Below are 7,586 nucleotides of genomic sequence, written 5' to 3'. Positions count from 1 at the left end.
CGTATTGACGCCGGTTTGAGCATCCGCAAACGTCCCACCTGCATCCCCTCCTAAGGTTTCTGTAACGCTTGTTCATGCAAGGAGAGGACGATGACTGCGATTGTGCGTATCGATGATGAAGTCATCGGCGTCGAGGATTTCGTCAGGACACTGAAGCTGACGGGGCAGTTCGAAGGCCTTATCGAGCAGATCGTCAGGGACAAGCTGACGGTGCGTGCGGCGAAGAAACACGGCATCAAGGTGACGCCCGACGAAGTGCAGGAGCGCGCCGACAACTTCCGCCGCGTCCAGGGCCTGCACCGCGCCGCCGACATGAACAATTATCTCAACGCGCTGGGCGTGAGCCTGGACGAGTTCGAGGTCTTCGTCACCGACAGCCTGTACCAGGAAAAGATGATGGCCCAGGTGTGCAACGACAAGGCGGTCGAGCAATACTTCAAGCTCAATTCACCGAAGTTCGACAGCATCGAAGTCAGCCACATGGTGCTCGATGCCGAAGGCAAGGCCAAGGAAATGATCTCCTACCTGCGCGACGACCCGGACGCGTTCGAGGAAATGGCGCGCGAGCATTCCGTCGCCGACACGAAGGAGCAGGGCGGCCGCATCGGCAAGGTGCTGCGCGGATCGCTCAAGACCGATGTCGAGGCCAAGGTCTTCAACGCCTCGGAAGGCGACCTGCTCGGGCCGTTCCCCTCGTCCGACAAATCGGTGTTCGAGATCTTCAAGGTCGATGCCAAGCATCCGGCGCGGCTGGACGAAGAAACCGCGGCCGAGATCCGGCGCATGCTTCGCGAAGACTGGTTGTTTGCCCGCGCCCAGGAACACATCATCGAAGCACGCTGACCGCGGCCTGACCCCTCGCCATCATGGACGCCGCGCAGAAACAGCAGCAGCCGCTCGCGGATTTCCTTGCGTCCGTCGAGATCCTCTCTCCGTTTTCCCGCGAAGAGATCGACCGCCTCGCCGAACATGCAGAGTCGCGCTTCTTCGCCTTCGGCGATACGGTCTGCAATGCCGGCGACCCGGCCGGCGGACTGCTCATCGTCAAGTCCGGTTCAGTGCGTGTGTTTACCGAGGAGAACGGCAAGGAAATCAGCATGGGCGTGCGCAAGGAGCGTGAGGTCATCGCCGAGATCGCCATGCTGCGCGACTACCGGCACGAATCCTCGGTGCGCGCCTCGCTGAAGACGGAACTGCTGTTCATTCCGCGCAAGGTCATCGAACCCATCATTGCCCGCAATCCGGCCGCGCTGGAATTTGTCGCCAGCTACGTGGCGATCAGTTCGGCGGGCGGCTTCGTGACGCGGCTGTTCGACCTGCGCGGCAAGGTCAACAAGGCGGAGCTGGAAGAATTCGTGCGCAGCGTCGGGGTCAAGCGCGTGTCCGCCGGCAAGGAAATCCTGAAGCAGGATGCGAAGGAAGACCGGCGCCTGTACGTGATCCGGCAGGGCGAAGTGAAACTCTCGCGCATGGAGGAGGGGACCGAATTCCCGCTGGCCACGCTGCGCCAGGGCGACATCTTCGGCGAAAAGGCGTGCCTGATGCGTCAGGAACAGATGGTGACGGTGACCGCGGTGACCGACACCACGCTGCTCGTGATCCCGGAAAAGACCATCCACGTGATCCTGGAGCGCAACACGAAGTTGCGCGAGGTGCTGGAAGACCGCATCCGCATTGTCGAGCGGGAATTGCAGCGCCAGAAGAAACTGGAAGAGCGCCGCAAGCGGCCGGTGCTGCTCGACCTGCAGTCCAAGCCCGAGATGGGCGAAAAGGTCATCCGGCGCTTTCCGCTGGTCGAGCAGGCGGAGGAAATGGATTGCGGCGCGGCCTGCCTGGCCATGATCTGCAAGCATTACAGCATCCCGATGACCCTCGGGAAGCTGCGCGAAATGGCCAACGTGACCACCGCCGGCGCCACCCTCGACAGCCTTGCTCGCGTCGGCGACACGCTCGGGTTTTCCACGCGCGGCGTGCAATGTACCTATGAATCGCTGCTCGGCTTCCAGCTTCCGTTCATTGCCCACTGGGAGGGTTACCACTACATCATCGTCTACGGTGTGTCGAAAAGCCACGTATGGGTGGCCGACCCGGCGATCGGCTTCAAGAAGATGGCGGTGGAGGAATTCGAGCGCGGCTGGAGCGGGACCTGCCTGGTGTTCACGCCCGGCCAGGACATGGTGCAGCTTGCCGCGACGCGCTCGCCCTGGATACGCTTCGTCGGCTACCTCAAGCCGTACAAGAAAATCCTGATGCACATCTTCCTGGCAACCTTCGTCATCCAGGTGCTCGGGCTGGTGCCGCCGCTCATCATCCAGAACATTCTCGACGGCGTGATCGTGCACCAGAACGTCAACCTGCTGCACCTGCTGATCGCCGGCCTCATCATCTCCAACCTGTTCACGCAGCTGATGTCGACCATACGTTCCTTCCTGGCCGGCTTCATGGTACGCAACCTCGATTTCGCGATGATGTCGCATTTCTTCAAGCACACGATGTCGCTGCCGTTCTCCTTCTTTGCCAAGCGCAAGACCGGCGACATCCTCGCGCGCTTCCAGGAAAACCAGACCATCCGCGCCTTCCTCACCGAATCGACGATCACGACTTTGCTGAACCTGCTGATGGTGTTCATCTACTTCACCATCATGTTCCTGTACAACTTCAAGCTGACGATGGTGCTGATCGCCTTCATCATTCCCATCATCGCGCTGACGGTGATCGTGACGCCGAAGGTGAAGAACTATGCGCGCGAAGCCTTCACCGCCTCCACCGATGCGCAAGCCTTCCTGATGGAAGCGCTGGGCGGCGTGGAAACGGTGAAGGGCATGGGCATCGAGCGTCCGGTGCGGCTGAAGTGGGAGCGGAAATATACGAAGGCGCTGGAAGTGCAATACCGCGCGCAGTCCTTCAACATCTGGATATCGCTCACCGGCCAGATCCTGAACGCCGCCACCACCATCGCCGTCCTGTGGGTGGGCACAAGCCTGGTACTGTCGCGCGAGCTGAGCATCGGCCAGCTGATTGCCTTCAACGCCTTGATGGGGAGCGTGCTGGCGCCGCTGATGGGCCTGGTCGGCCTGTGGAACCTGCTCAACGACGCCGGCGTGGCGATGGAACGCCTGGGCGACGTGCTCGACATGGAGCCGGAACAAAAGCCACAGGACTTGCCCACGCGCGTCGTGCTGCCCGACCTGCAGGGCGAGATCAAGCTCGACGGCGTCTATTTCCGTTATGGCGGCGAAGATACGGCCTATGTGCTGGAAAACATCAGCCTCGACATCAAGCCGGGCGAACTGGTCGCCATCGTCGGCCGCAGCGGCTCGGGCAAGACCACGCTGGCGAAACTGCTGGTGGGCTTCTACATGCCCACCGAGGGCAAGATCATCGTCGACGGCTACGACATGAACGTGATCGACAAGGATTACTACCGGGCGCAAGTCGGCTATGTCATGCAGAGCAACCTGCTGTTCTCCGGCACGATCGCCGAGAACATCGCCAGCGGTGAAGAAAGCCCGGACCGGCGGCGCATCGAGGAAGTGGCCAAGATGGCCGACGCGCATGCCTTCATCACAAAGCTGCCGCTCGGCTACGAGCAGGTGGTCGGCGAGCGCGGCATGGGGTTGTCGGGCGGTCAGATCCAGCGCCTGTGCATTGCCCGCGCGCTCTATCACGACCCGCGCCTGCTGGTGTTCGACGAAGCGACCTCGGCGCTGGACACCCAATCCGAAAGCAACATCATGGGCAACATGCACGAAATCCTCAAGGGCCGCACCGCCGTCGTCATCGCGCACCGCCTGAGCACCATCATGCGCGCCGACAAGATCCTGGTGCTGTTCGAGGGCGCGGTGGTCGAGCAGGGCAGGCACGAGGAACTGGTCGCCCGCCGCGGCATGTATTACGAACTGGTGCAGAAACAGCTGAGCGCCGCATGAAACTCTTCGACCAGCGCCTCGGCGGCACCAGCATTTCCTACGCGGGTGTGCTGGAAAAGATCGAGATCATGCGCAATACCTTGCGCTGGGCCTCGAAGCTGGAACGTGCCGAGATCGAAAAACTTCTGCGGCAATCCAACGCGCTGCGCGACGAAGTCATGCAGCTCTCGCACAAGGAAAGGTTCGTGCGCGCGGCCAGCGCGGAGGTCGAACGCGTCGAACCGATGGAACCGATCGAGCGGCCACCGGGCGAACGCCGCAAGGGCCTGATGGACCGCAGCTTCATCTTCGAAGGCACCTTCGGCGACAACCCCAAGCTGCTCGAAGCGCTGGAAATCGCGGAAAAGACCGCGCCGACCGACCTGCCGGTACTGATCGACGGCGAGAGCGGCACCGGCAAGGAGCTGATGGCCAAGGTGATCCACGCCAATGGTTCGCGTGCCGACAAGCCATACATCTCCGTCAACTGCGGCGCTATTCCCGACAACCTGCTGGAATCCGAACTGTTCGGCCACAAGAAGGGCGCGTTCACCGGGGCCGCCAACGACCGCAAGGGAAAGTTCGAGAGTGCGCACAAGGGCACCATCTTCCTCGACGAGATCGGCGAGCTGCCGCTGCAGGGCCAGGTGAAGCTGCTGCGCGTGCTGCAGGCGCACGAGATCCAGCGCGTCGGTTCGGACGAAGTGATCAATGTCGATACCCGCATCGTCGCCGCGACCAACAAAAACCTGCGCAAGCTGATCGAGGAAGGCACCTTCCGCGAAGACCTGTTCTACCGGCTCAGCGTCATCCACGTCACCCTGCCGCCGCTGCGCGATCGCAAGGACGAGATTCCGCTGCTGATCTCCTTCTTCGGCGACGAGGCGGCGGAAGCGCTGAAGCGGGCGCCGATCAAGATGACGCCGCGCCTGCGCGACTTCATGCTGAACTATTCCTATCCCGGCAACATCCGCGAACTGCGCAACCTGATCTACCGCATTTCCTGCCTGGCCGGGGACATGGCGGACATCGCGCACCTGCCGGAAGACATCCGCCCGAAGGCGACGGTGCGCCCGGTCAACGCCGGCAGCATCGACGTCGAGGCAATGAAACTGACCTCGCTCAGCGATGCCAAGCGTGCGGCGAGCGACGAAGCGGAACGTGCCTTCCTCGAGCGCGGGCTGGAGGAAGTGGGCGGGACGGTGGCCGAACTGGCACGACGCTGCGACATGAACCGCTCGCACCTGCAGATGCTGCTCAAGAAGCATGGAATACGGTCGAAGGATTTCCGGCGGCAGGCGGCGGAGAAGAGCAAGGCGCATTGAATGGAATGCTCGGCGTGACGCGGTTTGGCGGGTTTCGCTTCGCTCTACCCACCCTACAGTCCTCTAGTCATTTCAATGCATAAAGAATCGTAGGGTGGGTAGAGCGTAGCGAAACCCGCCAAGCGCTTCACCGAAGAGAAGAACCATCTCAGTGCGGCACATCATCATCCCGATCCCGCGCCGGCAACGCATCCCTGAACACCTCAAAAGTCTTCCAGGCCGGCACCGGCGGCACATACCCCGGCCTCGGCGCATACACCGAGTATTCCGTCAGCCGCATCCGATGGATATACCGCGGACAATTGGGAAAGATGCGCGAGGCAGTCACGCGCACGATGAACACCGCCCCAGGATACTCGGCGCGCAAGGCATCGTGCTCATGCACCTGCGCCACGCCATTCACCCGGATGCGCTTGGGCGTCTCGAAGTCGATGAACAGCATGCCGACATGCGGATTCACCTGCACATTGCCCCAGCTGCGGTACATGCCGTTGCCGTCGTAATCGGGGAAGGCCAGCGTGTGTTCGTCGACCACACGCACAAAGCCCGGCAGCCCGCCCTTGTAGGAGCAGTCCGGGTGGCCGTCGGCATCCGCCGTCGCAATGAAAAACATCGGGCAGCGCTCGATGAACGCGCGGTCTTCGTCGGTGAAGGCGGTATGCACGGTCACCTGCTGCAAGCGGTCCGCGATGCCGCGCGTATCGCGCACTTCCTGCAACTGGCGCATGCCTTCGTGGTACATCGGGGCTGGTTTGCTTCTCATTGCCGTCCTCCTCGCGGGGGCATGCGCGCTGCCGCCGTTCAGTAATCCGCCGACTCCTTCGCCGCGCCGCGGCGTTCCGCACTCTGCGTATCGTTCATCGGCGTGTCGGCCGCGGCCGCTTTCCCGGCCTGCTCGGCGAAGACCATCTTGCCGTTGTCGGTGCGCTTGTCGTCGCGGAACTCGCCTTCCCAGTAGCTGCCGTTGGCCCAGGTATAGCGGCCCTGTCCATGGCTCTTGCCGCGCACCCAGTTGCCGTCGTACACGTCGCCGCTCTTGAAGCGCGTCGCGCCACGGCCATGCGGCACGCCGTCGCGCACGTCGCCTTCATACTTGCTGCCGTCGGCGAAGGTGATCGTGCCGCGGCCGTTGGGCATGTCGCGCGCCCATTCGCCGCTGTAGCGCTGGCCGTTGTTCCACACAAACCTGCCTTTTCCTTCCTTCATGCCGCGCACCAGCGTGCCTTCGAACTGGTTGCCGTTGGTCCAGACGATCTTGCCGGTGCCGGAGACGACACCGGTCTTGGGGTCCACGGTGAAGTTGCCGGTCATGGTCTGGTCGGCCAGCACCAGTGCCTTGCGTCCCGCCGTGCCGGCCGGGTCGGTGGAACTGGGGACGGGCGCAGGCGGAGCTGCCGGACGCGGCTCGGCCGGCGGCTTTTCCGCCGGCTTGATGATGGCGAGCTTGTCTTCGGGCTCCGCAGGCTTGCGTTCCGGCGCCGGCGCAGCGGGCTGGCTTGCCGCGGGCGCGGGAGCAGGTGCGGCGGCGGCTGGCGATGGAGCAGGTGCGGCGGCGGCTGGCGATGGAGCCGGGGTCGATGGCGCTGCGGGCACAGACAAGGATGGGGCCGGTGCGGGAGCCGGAGGCGCTGCTTCCTTGGTCACGCTGGCCACCGGCGGCAGGGCCGGAACCGGCTCCACGGGCTCGACCTTGTCCGGCTCCTTGAAGGTGGCGATCCTGTCCTTGGCCAGTGCCGAATAGCGTCCCTTCGGATATTTCTTCAGGTAGGTCTCGTACGCGGTCTGAGTGTTCACGGTGGTGGATGCCGTCCACAGGTCCTCTTCCGGCGAGCTCGGCGCTTCCTTGATCTGTTTGGTCTCCAGCCGCAGTCGCGCGGCCGCGGCAAAACGCCCCTTCGGGAACTCCTTCAGGTATTTTTCGTAGGCGGCCGGCTTGTCCGAAACGCTCGCCTGGCGCCAAGCCTCGTCGTCGCGGCTGGTAGTCGGGGGCGCCGGGGTTTCCTGCTCGCGCAGGTACTTCTGCGCGGTCGCCTCGCTCGTCTGAGGCGGTTGCGGCGGTTGCTGCGGAATGACGGCCGGTGCAGGCGGCTGCACCCTGGCCACCGGCGGCGGCAGCGGCTCTTTCGCTTTCGGCTTCGATTCCGACGGCGCCTGCGCGACAGGCGGGGTCAGGCTATAGGGCGAGGGCGCTTGCGCGCGCGGCGCTTCTTCGGTCTCCTGCTCGGTGCTGCCGCTGCCGCCGGAAGACTGCATCGCGGTGCTGCTCGTGCCGAGGTCTTTCCACGACGGCGACGAGGTGCCGAGGTAAACGCCGGAGGCGATACCGGCGGTCAGGAGGATGCCGAGCAGGAGC

4 protein-coding genes and 1 pseudogene are annotated in these 7,586 nt (G+C 63.5%); 3 read left to right on the top strand and 2 right to left on the bottom strand.

The features are described 5' to 3' along the window. Positions 1 to 90 precede the first annotated feature (90 nt). The 3 genes from VFF99_RS08515 to VFF99_RS08505 are packed head-to-tail and all read left to right on the top strand — an operon-like array spanning position 91 to position 5,233. A complete protein-coding gene (locus VFF99_RS08515; protein ID WP_325016869.1) occupies positions 91 to 843 on the top strand; it encodes a peptidylprolyl isomerase in 753 nt (250 codons plus the stop codon). A 23-nt stretch (positions 844 to 866) separates the two neighbouring features. Next, positions 867 to 3,929, top strand: coding sequence for a peptidase domain-containing ABC transporter (locus VFF99_RS08510; protein ID WP_325016867.1), 3,063 nt, complete (start codon positions 867 to 869; stop codon positions 3,927 to 3,929). After that, entirely contained in the window at positions 3,926 to 5,233 is a 1,308-nt protein-coding gene (locus tag VFF99_RS08505; RefSeq protein WP_325016865.1) for a sigma-54 dependent transcriptional regulator, read from the top strand. Before VFF99_RS08510 ends, VFF99_RS08505 begins: the two co-directional genes overlap by 4 nt. A 148-nt stretch (positions 5,234 to 5,381) precedes the next feature. Here the strand turns inward: VFF99_RS08505 and VFF99_RS08500 are convergent, their stop codons facing one another. Continuing rightward, the gene (locus VFF99_RS08500) at positions 5,382 to 5,996 is read right to left on the bottom strand and encodes a pyridoxamine 5'-phosphate oxidase family protein (RefSeq protein WP_325016864.1); all 615 of its coding nucleotides are present in this window, start codon (positions 5,994 to 5,996) and stop codon (positions 5,382 to 5,384) included. 38 nt (positions 5,997 to 6,034) lie between these two features. After that, a pseudogene (locus tag VFF99_RS08495) lies at positions 6,035 to 7,586 on the bottom strand (hypothetical protein); the annotation flags it as partial.

The sequence above is a fragment of the Noviherbaspirillum sp. genome (genome assembly GCF_035654295.1).
Taxonomy (GTDB): Bacteria; Pseudomonadota; Gammaproteobacteria; order Burkholderiales; family Burkholderiaceae_D; genus Noviherbaspirillum.
This window is presented reverse-complemented; position numbering and strand designations above follow the sequence as displayed.